At 72.1% G+C, this 20,794-nt stretch carries 19 protein-coding genes and 1 pseudogene; 14 read left to right on the forward strand and 6 right to left on the reverse strand.

Features of this window, described 5'->3' with window-relative positions; all coding sequences use genetic code 11:
* Positions 1-59: 59 nt before the first annotated feature.
* Positions 60-1,703, reverse strand: a complete 1,644-nt coding sequence (locus tag ACYUED_RS43760) for a glycoside hydrolase family 13 protein (protein ID WP_491289946.1) — start codon at positions 1,701-1,703, stop codon at positions 60-62.
* 515 nt (positions 1,704-2,218) lie between these two features.
* Between ACYUED_RS43760 and ACYUED_RS43765 the strand changes: the two genes are divergently transcribed.
* The 8 genes and pseudogenes from ACYUED_RS43765 (at position 2,219) to nrfD (ending at position 12,385) form a co-directional block, all read left to right on the forward strand.
* Positions 2,219-3,271, forward strand: a complete 1,053-nt coding sequence (locus ACYUED_RS43765) for a LacI family DNA-binding transcriptional regulator (protein ID WP_491289947.1) — start codon at positions 2,219-2,221, stop codon at positions 3,269-3,271.
* Between the two features lie 113 nt (positions 3,272-3,384).
* A pseudogene (locus tag ACYUED_RS43770) lies at positions 3,385-4,341 on the forward strand (ferredoxin reductase domain-containing protein); the annotation flags it as partial.
* 23 nt (positions 4,342-4,364) lie between these two features.
* Positions 4,365-5,348, forward strand: coding sequence for a phosphotransferase family protein (locus ACYUED_RS43775; RefSeq protein WP_491289948.1), 984 nt, complete (start codon positions 4,365-4,367; stop codon positions 5,346-5,348).
* Between the two features lie 91 nt (positions 5,349-5,439).
* The gene (locus ACYUED_RS43780; protein WP_491289949.1) at positions 5,440-6,732 is read left to right on the forward strand and encodes an ROK family protein; all 1,293 of its coding nucleotides are present in this window, start codon (positions 5,440-5,442) and stop codon (positions 6,730-6,732) included.
* Positions 6,733-7,080: 348 nt separating this feature from the next.
* Entirely contained in the window at positions 7,081-7,314 is a 234-nt protein-coding gene (locus ACYUED_RS43785; protein WP_491289950.1) for a hypothetical protein, read from the forward strand.
* 18 nt (positions 7,315-7,332) lie between these two features.
* The gene (gene fdh, locus ACYUED_RS43790; RefSeq protein ID WP_491289951.1) at positions 7,333-10,578 is read left to right on the forward strand and encodes a formate dehydrogenase; all 3,246 of its coding nucleotides are present in this window, start codon (positions 7,333-7,335) and stop codon (positions 10,576-10,578) included.
* The gene (locus ACYUED_RS43795; protein WP_491289952.1) at positions 10,575-11,402 is read left to right on the forward strand and encodes a 4Fe-4S dicluster domain-containing protein; all 828 of its coding nucleotides are present in this window, start codon (positions 10,575-10,577) and stop codon (positions 11,400-11,402) included. Before fdh ends, ACYUED_RS43795 begins: the two co-directional genes overlap by 4 nt.
* A complete protein-coding gene (gene nrfD / locus ACYUED_RS43800; protein ID WP_491289953.1) occupies positions 11,399-12,385 on the forward strand; it encodes an NrfD/PsrC family molybdoenzyme membrane anchor subunit in 987 nt (328 codons plus the stop codon). The genes ACYUED_RS43795 and nrfD overlap by 4 nt, the downstream gene beginning before the upstream one ends.
* 55 nt (positions 12,386-12,440) lie before the next feature.
* On the opposite strand, the gene ACYUED_RS43805 is transcribed toward nrfD, so the two are convergent.
* Positions 12,441-13,469 carry an SDR family oxidoreductase gene (locus ACYUED_RS43805; RefSeq protein ID WP_491289954.1) on the reverse strand — a complete coding sequence of 343 codons (1,029 nt, stop codon included), beginning with the start codon at positions 13,467-13,469 and terminating at the stop codon, positions 12,441-12,443.
* 206 nt (positions 13,470-13,675) lie between these two features.
* Here ACYUED_RS43805 and ACYUED_RS43810 point away from each other — a divergent pair, with 206 nt between their 5' ends.
* Complete coding sequence (locus ACYUED_RS43810) at positions 13,676-14,506, forward strand: alpha/beta fold hydrolase (protein ID WP_491289955.1); 831 nt, start codon at positions 13,676-13,678, stop codon at positions 14,504-14,506.
* A gap of 137 nt (positions 14,507-14,643) precedes the next feature.
* Here ACYUED_RS43810 and ACYUED_RS43815 read toward each other — a convergent pair whose 3' ends face one another.
* From ACYUED_RS43815 to ACYUED_RS43825, 3 genes are all read right to left on the reverse strand, one after another.
* The gene (locus ACYUED_RS43815) at positions 14,644-15,603 is read right to left on the reverse strand and encodes an SDR family NAD(P)-dependent oxidoreductase (protein ID WP_491289956.1); all 960 of its coding nucleotides are present in this window, start codon (positions 15,601-15,603) and stop codon (positions 14,644-14,646) included.
* A 289-nt stretch (positions 15,604-15,892) separates the two neighbouring features.
* Positions 15,893-16,555, reverse strand: a complete 663-nt coding sequence (locus tag ACYUED_RS43820) for an HAD family hydrolase (protein ID WP_491289957.1) — start codon at positions 16,553-16,555, stop codon at positions 15,893-15,895.
* A gap of 37 nt (positions 16,556-16,592) precedes the next feature.
* Positions 16,593-17,630: a PHP domain-containing protein gene (locus tag ACYUED_RS43825; RefSeq protein ID WP_491289958.1), complete on the reverse strand. Its 1,038-nt coding sequence runs from the start codon at positions 17,628-17,630 to the stop codon at positions 16,593-16,595.
* 108 nt (positions 17,631-17,738) lie between these two features.
* Here ACYUED_RS43825 and ACYUED_RS43830 point away from each other — a divergent pair, with 108 nt between their 5' ends.
* Positions 17,739-17,975 carry a hypothetical protein gene (locus tag ACYUED_RS43830; RefSeq protein ID WP_491289959.1) on the forward strand — a complete coding sequence of 79 codons (237 nt, stop codon included), beginning with the start codon at positions 17,739-17,741 and terminating at the stop codon, positions 17,973-17,975.
* 264 nt (positions 17,976-18,239) lie between these two features.
* On the opposite strand, the gene ACYUED_RS43835 is transcribed toward ACYUED_RS43830, so the two are convergent.
* Complete coding sequence (locus ACYUED_RS43835; protein ID WP_266802273.1) at positions 18,240-18,722, reverse strand: VanZ family protein; 483 nt, start codon at positions 18,720-18,722, stop codon at positions 18,240-18,242.
* Positions 18,723-19,165: 443 nt separating this feature from the next.
* Here ACYUED_RS43835 and ACYUED_RS43840 point away from each other — a divergent pair, with 443 nt between their 5' ends.
* From ACYUED_RS43840 to ACYUED_RS43855, 4 genes are read left to right on the forward strand one after another with little or no spacing between them, the layout of a single operon-like run.
* Positions 19,166-19,348, forward strand: a complete 183-nt coding sequence (locus tag ACYUED_RS43840) for a hypothetical protein (protein ID WP_491289960.1) — start codon at positions 19,166-19,168, stop codon at positions 19,346-19,348.
* Positions 19,345-19,797: a monovalent cation/H+ antiporter complex subunit F gene (locus ACYUED_RS43845; protein WP_491289961.1), complete on the forward strand. Its 453-nt coding sequence runs from the start codon at positions 19,345-19,347 to the stop codon at positions 19,795-19,797. The genes ACYUED_RS43840 and ACYUED_RS43845 overlap by 4 nt, the downstream gene beginning before the upstream one ends.
* Entirely contained in the window at positions 19,790-20,050 is a 261-nt protein-coding gene (locus tag ACYUED_RS43850; RefSeq protein ID WP_491289962.1) for a Na(+)/H(+) antiporter subunit B, read from the forward strand. The genes ACYUED_RS43845 and ACYUED_RS43850 overlap by 8 nt, the downstream gene beginning before the upstream one ends.
* On the forward strand, positions 20,047-20,787 hold the full coding sequence (locus ACYUED_RS43855; RefSeq protein ID WP_491289963.1) for an MnhB domain-containing protein: 741 nt from the start codon (positions 20,047-20,049) through the stop codon (positions 20,785-20,787). Before ACYUED_RS43850 ends, ACYUED_RS43855 begins: the two co-directional genes overlap by 4 nt.
* Positions 20,788-20,794: the final 7 nt, after the last annotated feature.

Raw genomic sequence — 20,794 nt, forward strand, 5'->3', positions numbered from 1 at the left:
GGTGACGGGGAGGCCCCGCCCGGTGGCAGACCTGCCCTGACCTCCCCGTACGGCGCCCGCTAGACCGCGAGCCAGACCGCGTGGTCCGGTGCCAGCAGTCCGTCCGGCACGGGCCCGGAGGCCAGCAGAACCGAGGAGTGCTCGGGCAGCCGGTAGGCGTCGGCCGACAGGTTCACCACGCACAGGAAGCCGGGGTCGCGTCCGAAGGCGAGGACGCCGGCGGGGGAGTCGAGCCAGGTCAGGGCGCCGTCTCCGAGGGCGGGATGCTCGCGGCGCAGACGCAGGGCGCTGCGGTACAGCTCCAGCGTCGAGTTCTCCGCGCCGGTCTGCTCGGCCACCCCGAGGCCGGCCCACCCGGCCGGCTGCGGCAGCCAGGGCGCGGCTTCGCTGCCCTCGGCGCTGAAGCCGTACGGCGCGCTCGACCCCGACCACGGGATCGGCACCCGGCAGCCGTCGCGCCCGCGATCGGTGTGCCCGGACCGCTCCCAGACCGGGTCCTGCAGCACCGCCTCGGGCAGGTCCTCGACCTCGGGCAGCCCGAGCTCCTCGCCCTGGTAGACATAGGCGCCGCCGGGCAGGGCGAGCATCAGCAGGGCAGCCGCACGGGCCCGCCGCGTGCCCAGTTCCAGATCCAGCGGGCCCTCGGGCCGGTAGGTCTCGCCCGCCACCCACCGCTTCACCACCTTGCGGCCGTACCGGCTGGGGTGGCGCATCACGTCGTGGTTGGACAGCACCCAGGTGGCCGGCGCGCCCACCGCGCCGAGCATGGCGAGGGAGTCGTCGATGACGGCACGCAGGTCCTGCGCATCCCAACTCGACATCAGGAAGTCGAAGTTGAACGCCGTGTGCAGGCCGTCCTGGCGGACGTACGCGGCGAGTCGCTCCGGGGTGTCCGCCCACGCCTCGGCGACGAACGAGCGGTCACCCGGGAACTCGTCCGCCACCCGGCGCCACGCGCGGTAGATGTCATGCACCTCGTCCCGGTCCCAGTGCGGATGGTCGACGTGCCGGCGGGCCCCCTCGGGCGCCACTTCCGGGCGGGGCGGCAGGTCCGGCAGCTCGGGGTGCTTGATGAGACCGTGCGCGACGTCGATACGGAATCCGTCCACGCCCCGGCTGAACCAGAAGCGCAGGACCGACTCGAACTCCGCCCGTACGTCCGGGTGTTCCCAGTTGAGGTCCGGCTGCTCGGGGGCGAACAGGTGCAGGTACCACTCGCCGTCGGGCAACCGTGTCCAGGCCGGGCCGCCGAAGCAGGACACCCAGTCGTTGGGCGGCTCGGCGCCGTCGGGCCCGCGGCCGGGCCGGAAGACGTAGCGCCTGCGCTCGGGGCTGCCGGGCCCGGCAGCCAGCGCGGCCCGGAACCAGGCGTGCCGGTCGGAGGTGTGGTTGGGTACGATGTCGGGGATGACACGGATCCCGTGCGCGTGCGCCTCCTCGATGAGCTGCTCCGCCTCGGCGACCGTGCCGAACAGCGGGTCGATCTCCCGGAAGTCGGCGACGTCGTAACCGTGGTCGGCCATCGGTGACTTGTACCAGGGATTGATCCAGATCGCGTCCACGCCGAGCCACTTGAGATACGGCAGCCGGGAGCGGATGCCGGCGATGTCGCCGACGCCGTCCCCGTTCCCGTCGGCGAAACTGCGGATGTAGACCTGGTAGATGACGGCGTCGCGCCACCAAGGTGCGGTGCTGGTGGACATGGTGCTGTCTGCTCCTCGGATTGGTGTGGGAATACGTGGGCCGAAAGGGCTGCTTCGCCGCGCCGGCCGTGTCACCGCCCGCACCGTGCCGGTCTTGTCCGCACCGGCGGCATAGGTGACGGGGCCCCGCCCTCGAAGGAGGAGTGCCCGGACGGCCCGCCCCCGCTCGACATCGAGCCGCCGCCCGAGCCGCGCGCGGCCGGCGCTGCGCACAAGGCGCCAGAGCGCCGCAATGCTTCGGTCGTTCCGATCTTCACTGTCGCTCCCGGGTCGAACGGAACCGAGGCAATGGGTGCGCTGTCATGCTGCTTGCAACGATGGTTGCGCCGCGCAGTTCAGAGCATCTGATGACTACCCCCGGGGCAATGATCGAAGCATCCCTCGGCTCAGCGAGACAACGCTTGCAAGCTAGGAGCCAGGCCGAGGACACGTCAATGCGTTACACGCCGGTAATTCGCTGACAGCGCTGTCACCGGACCGTGTGGATGCGTGCACGCTTGTGCTAGCGTCCGCGCATGCCAGCTGCTCGACGGCACCCCACGATGGCCGATGTCGCCGAACGGGCCGGGGTCTCCGCATCCACCGTCTCGCGCACCCTGCGGGGACTGTCGAACGTGTCGCCGGATGTCCGCGTCCGGGTCGAACAGGCCGCGCGCGAGCTGAACTTCGCGATCTCCCGGCACGCGTCGAGCCTGGTGACCGGCAGGACGGGCGTCGTCGCGGTGCTCGTACCCACGCTCAACTCGTGGTTCATGGGCTCGGCCCTGTCCAGCCTGGCCCCGCTGCTGCGGGCGGCGGGCCTGGAGCTGGCCGTCTACGTGATACCCGACCTCGCCGAACGCGCCTCGTTCTTCGAGCAGTTGCCGGCCCGGCGCAACGCCGACGCACTGCTGGTGTTCTCCTTCGACCTCACCGACGAGGAGAGCGCCCGCCTCGACGACCTCGGCATGCCCGTCATCTACGCCAGCCAGCACGCCGACGAGCGGCCGAGCGTGTACGTCGACGACGTGGCCGGGGCACGCCACGGCACCCGGCACCTGCTGAACCTGGGACACCGCCGGATCGCCTTCGTCCAGACGGCCGGCGCCACCGGCTTCTCCTTCAGCTCGCACGAGCGGCTGCTCGGCTACCAGCAGGCACTCACCGAGGCGGACGTTCCCCTCGACGACTCCCTCGTCGTGGCCACCCCGTTCCCCTACAAGCGCGGTGTCACGGAGGCGCTCGGGAAACTGCTCAGCCTGCGCGAGCCGCCCACCGCGCTCTTCGCCGAGCAGGACGAACTCGCCGCCTCCGTCATCTGGACGCTGCGCAAGTCCAGGATCGAGGTCCCCGAGCGGATGTCCGTCCTCGGCTTCGACGACCAGCCGGTCGCCGAGTGGTTCGACCTGTCCACGGTCGCCCAGTCGCCCTCGGACATGGGCCGCATGGTCGGCGAACTGGCCCTGGAACTGATCAACGACCCCGACGCGGACCCCACGCGGCACATCGTCCTGCCGACACATCTCATCCCGCGGGCCACCACCGCTCCCGCCCCCGGACAGCGCACCGACCTCCCGAAACCCGAGTGAGTCGCAGGTCGGGGACTTGCGCAAGCCCCCGCGGGCCTCTTGACTACACGATCGTGTAGTCCCGTGGCGCGGGCGGCCGGGCCCGCTCGACCACCCTTGATCGCAGTACTCCGGAGCGGTACGGCGACCCGGACGCGACCGCCCCGACGACCGCCGAGCGCACCACGTCGTACGAGGTGCGCACCCTCACCGGCGGCCCCCTGGACGCACTCACCGAGCGGCACGGGCTCGTCCCCATGACGGTCACCGAGGCCCACGACCTCACCGCACCCGGCCACCCGCGCCGCAAGCGCTTCGTCCGAGTCGCCCTCCCCGCCGGCACCGCCTACCGCACCGCGGACCACCTCACCGTGCTCCCCGTCAACGCCCCGGCCCTGGTCGACCGCGTCGCCACCGCACTCGGCATCGACCCCGCCACCGTCCTGGACATCCGCGCCACCCGTCCCCGCCGCGACGGCCTCGCGGTCGACCGGCCCCTGACGGCACGCCAACTCCCGGCACACCACGTCGAGTTGCAGGAGCGGCCGACCGCAGCCCAGCTGGCCGCCGCCAACCCCTGCCCGCCCGGGCGGACGGCCCTGGCGGCCCTGACCGGCGACGAACCGCTCACCCTCATCGAGGTCATCGAGGACCACCCCGCCCTGCGCGGCACCCTCGACTGGCCGCAGCTCCTCGACATCCACGGCCGCCCTCGCCAAGGGAGCCGAACTCGCCCCAGCGCTCTGCTACTTCGGCTGCGACGCGCCGGACGCCGACTTCCTGCACGCCGGGGAGCTGCGCGCCGCCGAGGCCGCCGGAGCCGTTTCGCTGCGCCCGGCGTTCAGCACCGCGGGCACGTTCGTCCAGCACCGCGTCGTCGCCGAGGCCGACGAGGTGTGGGAACTGCTCGGTGCGGGGCCCGGGTGTACGTCTGCGGCGACGGTTCGCGAATGGCGCCCGGAGTGCGGGACGCGTTTCGTACGCTGTACCGGGACCGCACGCCGGACGCGGACGGCCCGGCGGCCGATGCCTGGCTGGACGGACTGATCGCGGACGGGCGTTACATCGAGGACGTGTACGCGGCCGGCTGACCGAGGTGAGGGGTGGGCGCACGGTGGTGGACTCCTGGGAAAGAGCCCGACGCATCCTGGAGGGCTCGCAGATACCTCCCGAACGTCTCACGCACCGGCGCCCCCTCAGCGGCGGCACCTACAACGCCGTCGAGGAACTCCGGCTCACCGACGGCAGCCGCTATGTGCTCAAGGTCGCGCCGGACGCTCCGGGACTGCGTTACGAGAGTGGCCTGCTGCTGTCGGAGGCCGAGTTCTACCGTGGCGCCGCCGAGGCCGATGTACCGGCCCCGCGGGTCGTGGCCGTCGGCGGCGGCGACGGCGACGGCGCAGCACGTCATCTGCTGATGACGGCCTGCCCGGGCGAACCATGGGACGACTCGGTCACGGAGGCCGAACAGGTGCCCCTGCGCACGGAGTTGGGTCGGCAGGTGGCCCGCCTGCACCGCGTGAGAGGGCCGGGCTACGGCTATCCCTCCGGGGCGCTCGGCCCGCTCGCCGACGACTGGCGCACCGCGTTCACCGCCATACTTGGCGCCGTACTGGACGACGCGCGCGACTACCGGGCCCGCCTGCCCCGCCCCGCCGACGACGTGGCCCGCACGGTCCGGTCCGCCTACCCCGCGCTCGACGACGTCACCGTCCCGAACCTCGTCCACTTCGACCTGTGGAGGGGCAACATCCTGCTGGACCGCTCGGCGGGGGAGCCCCGCATCGGCGGACTCATCGACGGCGAGCGCATGTTCTGGGGCGACCCGCTGGCCGACTTCGTCTCTCTCGCGCTGCTCGGGGACATCAAGAAGGACGAGGCGTTCCTGGCGGGCTACCGGGAGGCCGGCGGACGCGCCGTGTTCGACACCCCGGCCCTGCTCCGCCTCGCCCTCTACCGCACCTACCTCTACCTGATCATGCTCACCGAGACGATCCCACGGGGGACCGGTGCGGACCACGACCGCTGGGTCCAGGAAGTCGTCGCCCCGGAACTCGTCGCGGCCCTCGACGAGATCGAGGACCTGGGCGCGTCTTAGCTCACATCGTGAACTAAGGGTTGGAGGAATATCGCGCCACGCCCGCACCCGGAGGTATGTTGCAGGTCGAACAGGGTGTGAAGGGGGCCACATGGCTACGGGGCGGAACGGGCGCACGGTACGCGACCTCAGGCGGGCCAACCGCACGGCCGTGCTGCAGCGGCTCTACTTCGACGGCCCCCTCAGCCGCTTCGAGCTCGGCCCGGCGACCGGGCTCAGCTCCGGCTCCGTGAGCAACGTCGTCGCGGACCTGGTCGCGGACGGTCTTCTCGAGGAGGCCGGCAGCGTCGACTCCGACGGCGGCCGCCCCCGCACCCTGCTGCGTGTGGCACCCGCCAGCGGCCACATGATCGGCGTCGACGTCGGCGAGACCCGGGTGCGGATCGAGCTGTTCGACCTGACGCTCACCGAACTCGCCCGCACCGAGCGCCCGTTGGAGACACAGCGCTACGAGGTCGACGTCATCGTCGGCCACATCCGCGACGGCATCGCCGAGGTGCTCATGGGCGCCGGCATCGCCCCCGAGCAGCTCCTCGGAGTCGGCATCGGCGTCCCGGGCATCGTGGAACGCACCCCGGACCGCGGCGCCGTCGTACACGGGCAGACCATCGGCTGGGAAGCCGTCCCCCTGGAAGACCTGCTCCGCTCCACCTCCCAACTCCCCGACACCGTCCCGTACTTCATCGACAACGGCGCGAAGACCCTCGGCCAGGCCGAGATGTGGTTCGGCGGCGGACGCGGCGCGCGCAACGCGGTCGTCGTCCTGTTCGGCTCCGGAGTCGGCGCCTGCCTCGTCACCCCCGAGGTGGAGCACGGCCGGGCCGTCGAGTGGGGGCATCTGACCGTACGGGTCAGGGGGCGCCGCTGCCGGTGCGGTGCGCTCGGCTGCCTGGAGGCGTACGCGGGGGCCGAGTCGCTTCTCGACCGCTGGCGCGAGGAGGGCGGGCGACCGCCGCGGGGCGTCGACGAGGAGACGGCGCTGACGGCGATGCTGGCCGCCGCGTATCCCTCCGGCGTCGAGGCGGCCGATCCGGTGGCGCGGGCGGTGCTGGAGGAGACCACGGAGTATCTGGGCGCGGGGCTGTCCGACCTGATCAACCTCTTCCAGCCCGAACGCATTCTCATCGGGGGCTGGGCGGGGCTTCAGCTCGGTGCGCGGTTCCTGCCCGCCGTGCGCCGGCACGCGACCTCGTACGCCCTGCGGCACCCGGCGGAGAAGGTGACCATCGACCTCGGCCGCCTGGGTCCCGACGCGGTCACCGTCGGTGCCGCGATTCTTCCTCTGGCCGACTTCTTCACCCGTGGCGGGCGTCGCCCGGAGCCGGAGCCCGAGGGGCCGGCTCCCGCCTGGCGGACGGCGTTGGAGGAGCGCGCTCCGCATTAGGGCCTGCTGCGAAAGCGGCGTCGTCGCCCGAAGGGCGGCAGCGGCAGCGGCTGGTGTCACCGTCGGTGCGTGCTCTGGGGGTCCCCCGGCCGGAGGCTGGGGAGTGCCGTCCGGAAGCCCTCGTACTGGGCGTACTCGGGCTTTCGGGCGGTGCGGCGAGTGGGGCACCCCCCACGTCCTTGAGGCAGTGGGGGAGTGTGCCGGGCGTCGCGCGGCAGACGCCGCTTTCGCAGCGGGCCCTAGGCGCATCGCGGAGCCGAGGGTCCGGGCGGTGATGGCAGACCGACGTTTCGCCGCTCTCCGGTGGAGGTACTCGCCCGTCGCTGGACGACGTGAAGGGAGTACGACGTGGCCGATCGGCGTCATACAGGCCAGGACGGCGAGCCCGTGCCGCGGGATCTGCCGGACCAGCAGGTCAGCGAGGGCGAGGATCCACTGGACATACCGAGCCCGAACGCCCAGGAGGACCGGTCCGACGCCGACGTGCCGGACACGGACGAGGCCGGCACCGGCCGCGAGGGCGGCCCCCGCCCCGCCACCGTCCACCCCGAGCATCCCGATCCGGACGAGTCCTCCGCCTGACCGTGACAGGGAGCCATCATGGGTATGGCCGACCGGGTCCGTTCCTGGCCCGTGTACCGACAGCTCACCGGCCCCGACCGTACGGGCCGGGGTGCCGCCGCGAAATCCCCGCACACCGAGAGCCTGCGCCCGCGTACCGACAGCGCGCACCGGGTCGTGCAGTCCATCTGCCCGTACTGCGCGGTCGGCTGCGGCCAGCAGGTCTACGTGCGGGACGAGAAGGTCGTCCAGATCGAGGGCGACCCCGCCTCCCCCATCAGCCGCGGCCGTCTGTGCCCCAAGGGCTCGGCGACCCTCCAGCTGACCACCGGCCCCGCCCGCGAACACCAGGTCCTCTACCGCCGCCCGCACGGCACCGACTGGGAACCGCTCGACCTCGACACGGCCATGGACATGGTCGCCGAGCGGGTGCTCCGCACCCGGCGCGAGACCTGGCAGTGGGAACAGGAGGGCATGCGCACCGCCCGCACCATGGGCATCGCCAGCCTGGGCGGCGCCACCCTCGACAACGAGGAGAACTACCTCATCAAGAAGCTGCTGACCGGCCTCGGCGTGGTCCAGGTGGAGAACCAGGCCCGGGTGTGTCACTCGTCCACCGTCGCGGGCCTTGGCACCTCCTTCGGCCGGGGCGGCGCCACCACGTTCATGCAGGACCTGCAGCACTCCGACTGCATCGTCATCGAGGGCTCCAACTTCGCCGAGTGCCACCCGGTCGGCTTCCAGTGGGTGATGGAGGCCAAGAAGCGCGGCGCCCGCATCATCAGCGTCGACCCGCGCTTCACCCGCACCAGCGCCCTGGCCGACCTGTTCGTCCCGATCCGCGCGGGCACCGACATCGCCTTCCTCGGCGGCATCATCAACCACGTCCTCACCGAGGAGAAGGACTTCCGCGAGTACGTCCTCAACTACACCAACGCCGCCACCCTGGTGAGCGAGGACTTCCGCGACACCGAGGACCTCGACGGCGTCTTCTCCGGCCTCGACGACGAGAAGGCGCACTACGACCCCGCCAGCTGGCAGTACGAGGGCGTGGAGGTGCAGCAGCCCGCGGGCGAGGCCGACGAACTGTACGAGGACCGCACCCGCAAGGCGGCCGGCGCCGAGGCCCACGGCTCCGGTGGCGCCCGCACCGGACACCGCGCGCCCACCGACGAGACGCTCCAGCACCCGCGGTGCGTCTACCAGGTCCTCAAACGCCACTACGCCCGCTACACGCCCGAACTGGTCGAAGACGTCTGCGGCATTCCCCGCGAGATCTTCCTGCGCGTGTGCGACGAGCTGACCGCGAACTCCGGGCCCGAGCGCACCAGCGCCTTCTGCTACGCCGTCGGCTGGACCCAGCACACCACCGGCGCCCAGTACATCCGCGCCGCCAGCGTCCTCCAGCTCCTGCTCGGCAACATCGGCCGCACCGGCGGCGGCATCCAGGCACTGCGCGGGCACGCCTCCATCCAGGGCTCCAGCGACATCCCCACCCTGTTCAACCTGCTGCCCGGCTACATCCCGATGCCGCACGCCCACGCCGACATGGACCTGGACAACTTCGTCGAGGCGAGCCGCACCGTGAAGGGCTTCTGGTCCCACATGCGGGCGTATGTCGTCAGCCTCCTCAAGGCCTACTACGGCGACGCCGCCACGCCCGACAACGACTTCTGCTTCGACCACCTGCCGCGTCTGACCGGCTCCCACTCCACCTACGACACCGTCATGGCCCAGCTCGACGGCGACTGCAAGGGCTACTTCCTGCTCGGCGAGAACCCGGCCGTCGGGTCCGCCAACACCCGCCTGCAGCGCCTCGGTATGGCCAACCTGGAGTGGCTGGTCGTGCGCGACTTCTCGCTCATCGAATCGGCCACTTGGTGGAAGGACGGCCCCGAGATCGACACCGGCGAGCTGCGCACCGAGGACATCGGCACCGAGGTGTTCTTCTTCCCGGCCGCCGCCCACACCGAGAAGTCGGGCTCCTTCACCAACACCAACCGCTGGGTGCAGTGGCACCACGCCGCCGTCGAACCGCAGGGCGACGCGCGCAGCGACCTGTGGTTCATGTACCACCTGGGCCGCCGCATCAGGGAGAAGCTGGCCGGTTCGAGCGACCCGATGGACCGGCCGGTCCTCGACCTGGCCTGGGACTACCCGGTCAGCGGCGCACTCGACGAGCCGGTCGCCGACGCCGTGCTCGCCGAGATCAGCGGCCACGGCCCCGACGGGCGCCCTCTGGGGGCCTACACCGAGCTGAAGGACGACGGTTCCACCCGCTGCGGCTGCTGGATCTACTGCGGCGTCCACGCGGACGGCGTCAACCAGGCCGCCCGCAAGAAGCCCGAGTGGGAACAGGACTGGGTCGCCGCCGAATGGGCCTGGGCCTGGCCCGCCAACCGGCGCATCCTCTACAACCGGGCCTCCGCCGCTCCCGACGGCACCCCGTGGAGCGAACGCAAGAAGTACGTCTGGTGGGATGCCGAGGCGGGGGAGTGGACCGGCCACGACGTCCCCGACTTCGTGCCCGACCGTGCCCCCGACTACGTACCCGACGAGGACGCCGTCGGAGTCGACGCGCTGCGCGGTGACGACCCGTTCATCATGCAGGCCGACGGCAAGGGCTGGCTGTACACCCCGGCAGGCCTGGAGGACGGGCCGCTGCCCACCCACTACGAGCCGCAGGACTCCCCGTTCGCCAACGCCCTGCACCCCTCGACCCCGCGCAACCCGGTACGCCACCTGCTGCCCCGCGAGGGCAACCGCTACCACCCCAGCGGCGACGAGAAGGGCGCCGACGTCTTTCCGTACGTCGTCACCACGCACCGGCTGACCGAGCACTTCACGGCGGGCGGAATGACCCGCTGGTCCACCTATCTCTCCGAGCTGCAACCGGAGTTCTTCTGCGAGGTCTCACCCGCCCTGGCCCGCGAGCGGGGTCTGGAGAACGGCGGCTGGGCGACGATCGTCACCGCCCGCAACGCGGTCGAGGCGCGCGTCCTGGTGACCGAGCGCGTCCGGCCCCTGCGGGTGCGGGGCCGCGTGGTCCATCAGATCGGCCTGCCCTTCCACTGGGGCCCGAACGGTGTCGCGAAGGGTGACGCCGCCAACGAGCTGACGGCCATCGCCCTCGACCCCAACGCCCAGATCCAGGAGGACAAGGCCCTGACCGCCGACATCCGTCCCGGACGACGCCCGCGCGGACCCGACCTGCCCAAACTGGTCGCCGACTACCGCAAGCGGGCCGGCATCACGCCGGCCACCGGGACGGAGGTGCACAAGTGAGCGAGGAACGCGTCGGCTTCTTCACCGACACCTCCGTCTGCATCGGCTGCAAGGCATGCGAGGTCGCCTGCAAGGAGTGGAACGCCATCCCGGAGGACGGCTTTTCCCTGAGCGCCATGTCCTACGACAACACACAGGCGCTCGGCGCCTCCACCTGGCGGCACGTGGCCTTCATCGAGCAGCCCCGGCCGGAAGGGCGCACCCAACTCCCGCTGGCCGAAGGGGATATGGGTGACGGAGACATGCGTTGGCTGATGTCCTCGGACGTGTGCAAGCACTGCACCCACGCCGCCTGTCTCGACGTCTGCCCCACCGGCTCGCTGTTCCGCACCGAGTTCGGCACCGTCGTCGTCCAGGAGGACATCTGCAACGGCTGCGGCTACTGCGTCCCCGCCTGCCCGTACGGCGTCATCGAGCAACGCCCGCAGGACGGGCGGGCGTTCAAGTGCACCATGTGCTACGACCGCCTCGGCGCGGGACAGGAACCGGCCTGCGCCAAGGCGTGCCCCACCGAGTCCATCCAGTTCGGCCCGCTGGACGAACTGCGCGAGCGGGCCGCACTGCGGGTGGACCAGCTGCACGACGACGGAGTCACCGAGGCCCACCTCTACGGCGACGACCCCGGCGACGGTGTGGGCGGCGACGGCGCCTTCTTCCTGCTGCTGGACCGGCCCGAGGTGTACGGGCTGCCGCCGGACCCCGTCGTCACCACCCGCGATCTGCCGGCCATGTGGAAACACGCGGGCGCCGCGGCCCTGTCCCTGCTCGGCGGCCTGGCGGCCTGCTTCGCCGTCACGGGAAAGGCGGGAGGTGGCCGGCGATGACCGTGAGCGAGCCGAGGAGCGGGCGCAGGCGACGCGGGCGTGGCGAACAACCCGTCGTCCCCCGTGCGGAGTTCGCGTCCTATTACGGCCGTCCGGTCATCAAGGCACCGTCCTGGGCCGCGCTGGACGTCGGCGGGTATCTCTTCCTCGGCGGACTCGCGGGTGCCGGGTCGGTCCTCGCGGCAGGCGCCCACCTGACCGGCCGCACGACGACCGCCACGGCACTGAAGGTGTCCTCGCTCACCGCCGTGTCCCTGTCGACCGCCGCGCTGATCCACGACCTCGGCCGGCCGAGCCGGTTCGCCAACATGCTGCGGGTGTTCAAGCCGACCTCACCCATGAGCATGGGCTCCTGGCTGCTGTCGGCGTACGCACCGGCAGCGGGAGCGGCCGCCGCGAGCGCGGTGACCGGCCGGCTGCCGCGACTCGGGGGCGCGGCAACCGGCGCCGCGGCGCTGCTCGGACCGGCGGTCGCCACGTACACCGGGGTCCTGGTCGCCGACACCGCCGTGCCGGCCTGGCACGGCGCCCACCGCGAGCTGCCGTATCTGTTCGGCGCCTCCGCCACGGCCGCGGCGGCCGGTATGGCGCTGGTGGCCGGGCCCGCGCACGAGAACGCACCCGCGCGCTGTGCCGCCGGGCTGGCCGCGCTGGCCGACCTGGCCGCCGAGGAGGCGGCGGAGCGGCGGCTGGGCATGGTCGCCGAGACCTGGCGGGCAGGCAGGGCCGGCACTCTGCTGCGCGCCGCGCGGTGTCTCACCGCGGCCGGTGCCCTGGGAGCCGCCGCCTTCGGTGGCCGCCGGGCGCCCGCGGTCGTCTCGGGGCTGGCCCTCCTCACCGGCTCGGTGTGCACCCGCCTCGGCGTCTTCGCGGCGGGCACGGCCTCGGCGGAGGACCCGAAGTACACGGTGGTGCCGCAAAGAGAACGGCTCGATCAGCTCGACCAAGAGGGGCAGGCAGACCGACCCGCCGAGGACGGATAGCGGGACGGTCCCGCCGAGGGCGGGTGGCGCGGCGGGCGGGGGGCCGGCCCACCTGTCAGCCCACCTTGTGCCCCTGCATCGGCTCCGTCGCAGCCCCCTCGCCCCGCTGCAGGCCCTGCAGGAACTCCTCCAGCACGTTGTCGGCCGTGTGCTCCGGGCGCCAGTCCAGCTCGGTGTGCGCGCGTGTGCAGTCCATCAGCGGCAGGCGCAGGACCGCGTCGAACAGATGCGGCGAGGCAGGCAGCAGATGCAACCCCCATGCGGCGGCGATCGCCGAGCGGGCCGCGGCGCGGGGCAGCCGGACCGGGCGCGTGCCCAGCATCCGGCCGATCAGATCCGCGTCGACGGCGGGTTCCGCCGCCAGGTTGAACGCCCCGCGGACCTCGGAGGCCAGCGCGAGCACATAGGCCCTGGCCGCGTCGTCGGTGTGCAGCGCCTGTACCCGCAGACCGGGGATGTCGGGCAGGAAGGGCAGCAGCTCCGGATGTGCCAGCGGGCCCGGCAGGAAGCGGCCGCCGAAGATCCGGCGCTGTTCGCTCGCCGACTCCCGCTTGAAGAGGAACGCGGGGCGCATGCGCACCACCCGCACCTCGGGACGTTCGCGTTCGAACGTGTCCAGAGCACGCTCCAGATAGGCCTTCTCCCGGCAGTACGCGGCGTCCGGCCAGCCGTGCGTCGGCCATGACTCGTCCACCGCGTGATCCTTCGGCCCCGGTGAGTAGGCGCCCACCGACGACGCGTGCACCAGCGTCGGCACCCCGGCCGCCGCCACCGCGTCGAAGACCCGGATGCTTCCGAGGACGTTCGTGCGCCAGGTGGTCGCCGGATCATGCGTCGGCTGGAACGCCCACGCCAGATGGATCACCGCGTCGGCGTCCGCGAACTCCTCCGTCAGGTCGGCCTGTTGGGACGCAAGGTCGACGGCGGACCACTCCGTCCTGGCGGGCGACCAGTCGGGGATCCGCCGGGCCAGCCCCACCACGGAACCGACCTGCGTGTCCTCCGAGAGAAGACGCACCACGCTGGTGCCTACATTGCCGGTCGCGCCCGTGACCACGATCCTGCTGCCCGTTGTGCTGCTCACTTTCGGCTCCTTCCCCTTCGGCTCCTTCCGGCCGCTCGACTGGAGAGGAGTGACCGAGTACCCGTCCGGCGCGGGTTCACCTGCCGTCTCCTCCACCTCCTCCGACGGCATCGGACCTCCATGACGCCGGAGGTAATCGACCCGCGCGGCGGCTCCCGAAACCATGAAGGACGTAGCCATTCCACCGGATCGCAGGAGGACGTCCCATGCCTTGCTTCGCCAGTCCCGCCGACGGCACGCAGCTGCACTACGTCGACTACGGCCCGGCCGACGGCCCGGTGGCCGTCTTCGTCAACAGCGCCTACATGGGATCGGAGATGTGGGAGTTCCAGATGCTGCCGCTGGCGGCGCGGGGGTATCGCTGCGTGAGCCCGGACCGGCGGGGGCACGGGCGCTCCGAGGACGTGTGGAACGGCTTCGACCTCGACACCCTCGCGGACGACCTGCACGGGCTTCTCGATCACCTGGACCTGCGCGAGGTCACCCTGGTCGGTCACTCGATGGGCACGGTGGAGATCACCCGCTGCCTCACCCGGCACGGCGCCGGCCGGGTGGCACGCGTCGCCTTCGTCGCCGGTATCGCCCCGGGGGTGGTGCGCACCGCCGACAATCCGGGCGGCCTGGACCAGGCCGCGGTGCGGGCCGCCAACGAGGAGTGCCGGCGTGACCGGGCGGCGTTCTTCCAGGACGGTGCCCCGGGCTTCTTCGCCGTCGACCGGCCCGGCAACGACGTGTCACCGGCGTATGTGCGGTACTTCGTCGAGCGCGCCCAGCTCTCCACACCGCACTCCACCGCCGCCGTCCAGGAACTGGTCGCGGTCGTGGACGTCGCCCCCGAACTGCCGGGGCTCGACCTGCCGGCGCTCGTCGTCCACGGCACGCACGACACCTCGGCCCCTCTGGAGCTGACGGGACAGCGCGCCGCCCGGATACTCCCGGACGCCACCCTGAAGGTCTACGAGAACGGAGGCCACGGCCTGTTCGCCACCCACGCCGACCAACTCAACGCCGACCTGTGGGAGTTCATGACGAGCTGACGCACCGGCCGAAAGCCCGAGCACGTCCGGTACGAGGACTTCCGGCCGGCACTCCCGCCGGCCTCCGGCCGGGGGGATCCCCAGGACACGCACCGGACGCCGCTCCTCGACGGGCAAACGACGCCTGGCGCATCGCACTAGCCGGCGAAGGCGTTCACGCCCGTCAGCTCCGCGGACAGCTCCCACAGGCGGGCGGCCTGCTCCGGGTCGATCGCCCACTCCTTGACACCGGTCGACCCGCCCTCCACCGCGATGTCGGCGACGTCGCAGTCCTCCAGGTAGACGCCCCCGAGGCCGTCCAGCTGCGGCGAGGTCGCCGCCCACACCTGGGTGGCCGCGCCCTGCGGCGGGGTCTTGAAGCCCTCGGGGTTGAGCACGGTACCGTCCTCGTCGATCCAGCCGCGCTCGATCATCTCCTCCTTGGGGATATGCCGTTGGAGGGGCGTGATGATGCCGCCGGGGTGCAGCGAGAAGGCGCGGACACCCGCCTCGCGGGCGAGCTTGTCGAGGTGGACGGCGAACAGGACGTTCGCGGTCTTGGCCTGGCCGTACGCCTGCCACTTGTCGTAGTCCTGCCGCCATTCGACGTCGTCCCAGCGCATGCCGGCGAAGTGGTGGGCGCGGGAGGACACGGCGACGACCCGGGCACCGCCGGGCGCGATCGCCGGCCACAGGCGATTGACCAGGGCGAAGTGGCCGAGGTGGTTGGTGGCGAACTGCGCCTCCCAGCCGGGCCCCACCCGGGTCTCCGGGCACGCCATGATGCCGGCGTTGTCGATCACGATGTCGATGTTCCGCCCGGAGGCGAGGAACCGCTCGGCGAAGCCGCGCACGCTCTCCAGGTCGCCGAGGTCCAGCTCGTCCACCTCGACGCCGCCGAGGCCGGCCAGCGCCTCCTCGGCGGCGGCCCGGCGGCGGGCGGGGACGACGACATGGGCGCCCGCCTTGGTGAGCGCGCGGGTGGTCTCCAGACCGAGTCCCGAGTAGCCGCCGGTCACGACGGCCAGCTTGCCGGTCAGGTCGATGCCGCGCAGGACGTCCTCGGCGGTGCTCTTGGCACCGAAGCCGGACCCGATCTTGTGCTGTGCAGTGATCATGCCGGGAACGCTACGTATTGGAGTGCTCTCGAAGTCAAGCGGACCCTGCGGCCGGGCGGGCGGAGAAGAGCCCCGACCGGACGGGGGAATCTCGGTCGGGGCAGTCGAGGTGTGGGCGCGGATGGCGGTCGCCTCTCGGCGAAAGGCTCCACAGGGCTTCAGCCGAACGATCGTCCCTGTGGGCAAAAGGTGAGGCCCGGGGACACTGTCCCATCCGCACCCACGTGTTGTTCAACGGACAACCTCTTGCGGGTGTTCCTCTGCCCGCCGGGTTACGGGGTGATGTGCGTCACCGCTGCCGCAGGGGACTGTCCGCCAGGTTCGCCAGCAGGTGCGCGGGGTCGTCGTACACGGTCCGAGCCCCGGCCTCCTCCAGGTCCGCGCGCGGAATGCCGCCGCACAGCACTCCCACGCAGTGCACCCCCGCCCGGCTGCCCGCCCGCATGTCCCACACCGTGTCGCCGACGAAGACCGCCCGGTCCGCGGGCACGCCGGCCAACTCCAGGGCGTGCTCGACGGGTTCGGGCGCCGGTTTGCCCTCCTCGACGTCATCGGCGCTCGCGGTGGCGGTGATCGCGTCGTCGGCGGAGATGGCGCGGCGCAGCGCGGACAACTCGGGGCCGCTGGCGGACGTGGCGAGGACCACCGTCCAGCCGTCGTGGTCGAGGCGCCGCAGCAGCCGCCCGGCGTCCTGCAACGCGGGCAGCCGGGCGAAGTACTGGCCGTACAACGCCTCGTGCGCGGCGCTGAGTTCGGCGTCCCGGTCCGTGTCGCGGTCGTCGCCGAGCAGATGGGCGACGAGATCGTCGGAGCCGAGCCCGACGGCCCGGTGGATGGCGTGCGTCGGCACTGTGTGGCCCGCCTGGCGGAATGCCTCCCACCAGGTCACCACGTGGAGGTGGTTGGTGTCGACGAGGGTCCCGTCGACGTCGAACACGGCCGCCCGTTCCATGCGCGCTCCCTTGCTCTTCGGCCGCACGAGTACCACGTCAGGGACGCGCCACTCCCGCCGGTGTACGTCGCTGCCGGGTCCAGGCCAGCAGGTCGTCCAGGGCCCAGGTGTTCACCACCCGTTCGGCCGGTACCCCGCACTCCTCCGCCCGGGCGCAGCCGAGGATCTGCCAGTCCAGCTGTCCGGGCGCGTGCGCGTCGGTGTCGACCGAGAACAGGACCCCCGCGTCCACTGCCCGGCGCAGCAGCCGCCGCGGCGGGTCGAGCCGCTCCGGGCGGCTGTTGACCTCCAGGGCCGTGCCGGTCTCGGCGCACGCGGCGAACACCGCGTCCGCGTCGAACTCCGACTCGGGCCGCCCCCGCCCGGTCACCAGCCGCCCGGTGCAGTGCCCGAGGACGTCCGAGCGCGGATCGCGTACGGCGGCCACCATGCGGCGGGTCATCGAGCGGGCGTCCATGCGCAGCTTGGAGTGCACGGACACCACCACGACGTCGAGCCGCTCCAGCAGCTCCGGCTCCTGGTCGAGGGAGCCGTCGTCGAGGATGTCGCACTCGATGCCGGTGAGCAGCCGGAACGGCGCCCAGGCCGCGTTCAGCTCCGTCACGACGTCGAGCTGCTCGCGCAGCCGCTCGGCCGAGAGGCCGCGTGCGACGGTCAGCCGCGGCGAGTGGTCCGTGAGCACCGCCCACTCGTGTCCGAGTGCCGCCGCGGTCCGGCCCATCTCCTCGATCGGACTGCCCCCGTCGGACCAGTCGGAGTGCAGATGGCAGTCCCCGCGCAACAGCGCCCGCAGGCCTTCACCGCCCCCGGCGTGCGGTGCCGCGGCCTCGCCCTCCAGCTTCTGCAGATAGCCCGGCACCTGCCCGGCCAGCGCCTCCCGCACCACCTGCGCCGTCTTCGGGCCGATGCCGTTGAGCGATTCCAGCGACCCGTCGGCCGCCCGCTCGCGCACCTCGTCCCCGGGCAGCGGCTTCAGCACGCGCGACGCCGTGCGGAACGCGCGGACGCGGTACGTCGGCGCCAGCGACCGCTCCAGCAGGAAGGCGATCCGGTCCAGTGCGTCGAGGGGATCCATGGTGACCTCCACCTCCAGGGTTCCCCAGCCGCGGGCGGGCCGCACGGTGTGCCGATCGATCGGGCGGTGACGAGCCTTGGGCCCGGAAAGCGTCCTACGCTCTATTCCATGACCGAAATAGAGAGCCCGCGTGTCTCACGTCCGCGGATCATGGTTCTCGGGGTGCACCCGAGCACACCGCCGTTCCGGATCGTGGAGATCGACGGAGAGGTGGTCGGCGAGGCCAAGTCCGTCACCGACGTCCTCGAGGCCGCCGCCGCGTTCGGCATCACGGTCCACGACCTCGACGATCCCGACGTGGTGCGCTGGGTGGGCGGGGACAAGTTCACCTGGAGACCGCACTGAGAGGGGTGCGGCTCGGCCGACCGGCCACATCTGGTCGGCGCCGCCCATGCAGGTCCACAGCTGCAGCCGGGTGCCGTTGGCCGAGCAACATCTGCGCAGCAGGCGCGGGGAGGCCACGGCACTTCCTTCCGTACGGCGGCCGGCGCACGGGTGCGGCGCACGGGTGCGGCGGCCGGGGTGGGAGGTGAAGGCGTCGCCTCTTGCTTTAAGGGGTGAGACAAGGATCTCGTCACTACTTTGGTGCGGACCAGTCGAAGGGGTCGGCTACGCGCCCTTCGTCCGTTTGGCCGCCCCGCGCGGCAGCCGCTCCCGGGCGTGCACCGCCCGTCCCATCCGCCGGCCCAGGAGGACGTAGCCGATCAGCGCACCGGTCGTGTTGAGGATGACGTCGTCGATGTCGAAGGCCCTCCCGGTGATCAGCGCGCCCTGCGCGAACTCCACCAGAAGCATCACCACCGCGGTCAGTGTGAGCACGCGCAGCAGCCCGCGGGCCCGCGGCGCGAGCACCGGGACGAGGACACCGAAGGGCACCCCCAACAGGATGTTGCCGCCGATCTGCTTCACCGCGTCCCGTAGCGCCGGTTGGTCCAGATAGGCCTTGAGCGAGCGTCCCGGGTGCAGGTTCGTGTGTGTCAGCGAGACCGACGCGGGGGAGGGCTCCAGGGTCAGCCGGGCCAGCACCACGGCGAACGCCACCATGACCCCGAAGGCACACAGCATCGCCAGCAGACGCAGCGGCAGGGGCAGGGCATGCCGCTCGCGGGGGGTCTGCCGCGCCCCGCGCGACGACTTCGCCGACTTCCCCGACCGCGTCCTGCGAGCCTTGCCCAGTATCGCTTTCCCTGTCTTGTCCGCCTTACCTGCCTTCTCCGTCCTACCTGCCTTCTCCGCCTTGGCGGTACGCGGGCGCAGCAACGAGCGTGGGGTCAGGGCTGCACGGGACACCTGGTCCTCCAGTCTTCAACTTCCCTGCGTTGTCAGGCGGTTACCCGCTCGGCGGCCGAGAATGCCGTCCGCTTTCGGCCCGGGTCCGGGCACCGTCCGGTTTCCCTTCCTGCGGTAGGGGCACTCCGGGCTCAGACCTGCGCGCGCCGCCACCCGCGGCGCCCGCAGCGATGTTTGGATGCCCCGCAAGGACGTAACGGACATCTCGTCATGACGGTGCGTGAGCCGAACCGAGGAGGTGACGCATGACCCCGCGTACGACGCTCCGCGCCGCGGCCGAACTGCTCGCCTGGTGGGCCGCGCTCGCCGTTCTTTGGCTGTTCCTCATCAGCACGGTCGACACGCTCGAACTCGCGGTCGGCGCGGGCGCCGCCTGCGTGGGCGCGGTGGCGGCCCGGGCCGCGCGACGGGCGGTGACCGGGGCGTGAACGGCTGGACGCTCGCCGCGACCGTCGGCCTCGGCGGCGGCCTGGGAACGGCCCTGTGGGGCGTGGCCACCGGGCCGCTGCGGCGCCGGGTCGTGGCCCAGAACCTGTCCACCGCCCTCGCCTCCCCGGGCATGCTGCTCCTCGCGCAGGGCTATCACCGCCCCTCCTACGTCGATCTCGGCCTCGCCCTCGCCCTGCTCGGCCCCGTCGGCACACTCGTCTTCGCCCGGCTGCTCGCCGACGAACTGGCCGAGGACCCGCCGCGCGCCTGGGGGCCGACCTGGACGGTCGCAGGCCTCGGCGCGGTGACGGTGATCGCGCTGTGCGTGGCCACCGGCCCCGGCCGCGCCATGGCCAAGCTGCTGGTGATCGGCGCGTTGCTGATCAGCGGAAACCTCGTCGCCTCGCGCGCCCTGTCCGGCGGAGTGAGGGGGGTCCGCCGTGGCTGACGCGGTGATCGTCGTCGCGCTGCTGCTGGTCGCCGCCTCCGCGACCGTGGCCGTGGCGACCCGTGACCCCACCCGCCAGGCCCTTGTCCTGGCCGTCCTGGGCGTCGTCCTCGCCGTGCTGTTCACCGTGCTCCAGGCACCCGACGTGGGTCTGTCCCAGCTGGCCGTCGGCTCCGCGCTGACGCCACTGCTGCTCATGCTCACCGTCCGCAAGGTCAGGCGGCGCGGCCGGAGCAAGGGACGCGAGCGGTGAGCCGGCGCGCCCGGCTGTGCGTCCTGCTGACCGGAGCCGCAGGTCTCGCCGTCCTGCTCGTCGCCACCTGCCTCAAGCTGCCGTCCTTCGGGGGCGACCGGCACCCGTACGGCGACCGGGCCGTCCGCGCCTCCCTCGCCCGGCACACCGCCAACACCATCTCCTCCGTCAACTTCGACCAGCGCGCCTTCGACACCCTCGGCGAGATGTCCACCCTGTTCGCCGCCGTCCTCGGCTGCGTGGCGCTGCTGCGCCAGACCCGCAACGAACACCGCGCCCGGCCCGAACCCGCCGAAGTCGCCCTGCCCGTACGCCGCTACGCCCTCGCCGTCCTGCCGGTTGCCCTGCTCGCCGGCCTGTACGTCGTCGCGCACGGGCAGCTCAGCCCCGGCGGCGGCTTCCAGGGCGGCGTCGTCGCCGCGACCGCCCTGCACCTGCTCTATCTGGGCGCCGACTACCGCGCCCTGGAAGGCATCCGGCCGGTCGGCGCGTACGAGGTCGGCGACGCGCTCGCCACCTCCGCCTACCTCGTCACCGGCCTCGCGAGCCTGATCGGAGGCTCCGCCTTCCTCGCCAACACCCTGCTGCCGTACGGGACGTTCAACACGCTGTCCTCCGGCGGCACCGTCCCCCTGCTGAACGCGGCCATCGGCATGGAGGTGGCCTGCGCGGTCGTCGTGCTGCTCGCCGGCTTCCTGGACCAGGCCGTCGAGATCGAGGAGGAGAGCGGGAAGTGAACTCCGT

The sequence above is a fragment of the Streptomyces sp. DF42 genome (genome assembly GCF_058267695.1).